At 64.3% G+C, this 2,503-nt stretch carries 2 protein-coding genes; one reads left to right on the top strand and one right to left on the bottom strand.

The features are described from left to right. The coding region (locus JX325_RS15225; protein WP_204791911.1) for an amidohydrolase family protein at window positions 1-626 on the bottom strand (626 nt) is incomplete at its 3' end. 196 nt (window positions 627-822) lie between these two features. Here JX325_RS15225 and JX325_RS15230 point away from each other — a divergent pair. Continuing rightward, window positions 823-2,503: bifunctional UDP-sugar hydrolase/5'-nucleotidase (locus JX325_RS15230; RefSeq protein ID WP_204791912.1), on the top strand; the 1,681-nt coding region annotated here is incomplete at its 3' end.

Here is a 2,503-nt window from a genome sequence, read left to right on the forward strand (position 1 = left end):
GTCTGGGGGTGGCTGGCGGGGGAGAGNTCCCCCAGGGCCTTTTTCTCCGCAATCATGCCGTCAATCACCCCGGCGTTTTCACAGTGGACGCCGCAGATTCCCCCCAGCGTTTTCAGCTCCTTCAGCGCCCAGTAGAGGTCCCGGTCCCCCAGCAGCATGGCGGGGTAGGTCATGTACAGCTTGAAGGAGGAGATGCCTTGGGCGAACATCTCCGGCAGCTCCGCCCGAACGCCCTCGTTCCAGTCGTCAATGGTCATGTGGAAGCCGTAGTCGCAGAAGGTCTTCCCCACGGCCTTCTCCCGCCAGCGCGCTAGGCCCGAGGCCAGGGACTCTCCCTTGTCGGGGCAGGCGAAGTCAATGACGGTGGTGGTGCCTCCCCGGAGGGCCGCCCGGCTTCCCGAGGCGAAGCCGTCGGCGGTGACGGTGCCCGCCACCTCCAGGTCGAAATGGGTGTGGGCGTCGATGAAGCCGGGGAAGAGGACGCAGCCCGTCACGTCGATNGTCCGCTCCGCCTCCGCCTTGAGCCCCCGGCCCAGGGAGACCACTTTTTCTCCCTCCACCAGCAAGTCCGCCCGCCGGACGCCCTTGCCGGAAGCCACGCTGCCGCCCTTGAAGAGTGTGCGCATTTGGTGTCCCTCCGTTCTTTCTTTGTTGATGGACCCAGTATAGCACAGTTCCCGCCGGATTTCCAGCGGAGGAAGGGGGATGAAAAAAATTTCCCGCTTCTGGAAACTTTGCGCTTTCTATTTGGAAAAACTGTGGTATAATGGCACCAGGAAGGGCGGAGGCCAATCCGCCCCTGAAAGAAGAGGAGGTAACAGAATGCAGACTAAGAAGTTCCTGTCCCTGCTGCTGGCCCTGGCCATGATGTTCTCTTTGAGCGTCACCGCCTCCGCCGCGGAGGAGGAAGACAAGAGCCTGGAAGGCTCCATCGTCATCCTCCACACCAACGACGTCCACGGCGGCATCGCCGGATACGCCAAGGTGGCCGCCTTGAAGGCCGAATACCAGGCCAAGGGCGCCTACACCCTGCTGCTGGACGCGGGCGACTACATCCAGGGCGACCCCACCGTCAGCGTCAGCCAGGGCAAAACCGCCATNGAGCTGATGAACCTGGCGGGCTATGACGCGGCCACCATCGGAAACCACGAATTCGACTACGGCTACGCCAACTTCAAGGAAATCACCAAGGACGCCAAATTCCCCGTGGTGGCCGCCAACGTGCTGGTCAACGGAAAGGCCGAAAACACCCATGTGATTTTCGGCGAGGAGGGCGGCAGGAAAATCGGCGTCTTCGGCCTGAGCACCCCCGAGACCGCCACCAAGGCCCACCCCGCCAAGATTCAGGGCGTGACCTTCCCCGCGGGCAAGGACATGTTCGCCATCGCCCAGGCCGAGGTCAAGGCCCTGGAGGACGAGGGCTGCGACTACATCGTTTGCCTGGGCCACCTGGGCATTGACGACGAGTCCAAGGGCAACCGCTCCATCGACCTGATGGACGCCGTAGAGGGCATCGACCTCTTCATCGACGGCNATTCCCACTCCACCCTGGAGGAAGTCAAGGAAGCCGCCGGGGACAAGCCCATCACCTCCACCGGCACGAAGCTGGCCAACATCGGCGTGGTGACCATCTCCGCCGAGGGCGAAATCGCCATGGAAAACGTCTCCGCCGAGGGACTGGCGGAGGACAAGGACATCGCCGCCCGGGCCGCCGCCATCCAAAAGCAGATTGACGACGACTACGGCGCCGCCTTTGCCAAGACCGAGGTNCTGCTCAACGGCGNCAAGGACCCCGGCAACCNCACGGAAGAAACCAACCTGGGCGACCGCATCACCGACGNCCTGGTCTGGGGCGCCAAGAAAAACGGCGAGGAAGTGGACGCGGCCGTCACCAACGGCGGCGGCATCCGGGCCCCCATCGCGGCGGGCGACATCACGAAAAAAGATGTCAACACCGTCCTGCCCTTCGGCAACACCCTGAGCATCGTCAAGGTCACCGGCGCGGAGCTGCTGGAGGCCCTGGAAGCCTCCACCCACTGCACTCCCACCGCCATCGGCGGCTTCCCCCAGGTCAGCGGCATTGAGTTCACCGTAGCCACCGGCAGCGAGTTCAAGGCCGGGGACCTGTATCCCGGCTCCACCGACCATAAGCCCGCCTCCATCGAGCGGGTCACCATCACCTCCGTGGGCGNCAAGGACTTCGACGAAAAAGCCACCTACGCCATCGCCACCAACGACTTCATGGCCGCCGNCGGCGACACCTACTACGCTTTCGCCTCCGCCTCCGTGAACTACGATCTGGGCCTGCCCATGGACGAGGTCCTGATGGACTACATCAAGGAAGAGCTCAAGGGCGTGGTTTCCGAGGAAGCCTACGGCGAGCCCGCGGGCCGCATCACCATCGAGGCCGCTCCCGCGGCCCCCGCCGAGGAGCCTGAGGAAGAGCCCGCTCCTGTGGAGGAGCCCGCTCCCGCTCCCGAGCCGGTTCCCGCGCCCGCTCCGG

Source organism: Oscillibacter sp. CU971 (genome assembly GCF_905219725.1).
Taxonomy (GTDB): domain Bacteria; phylum Bacillota; class Clostridia; order Oscillospirales; family Oscillospiraceae; genus Oscillibacter.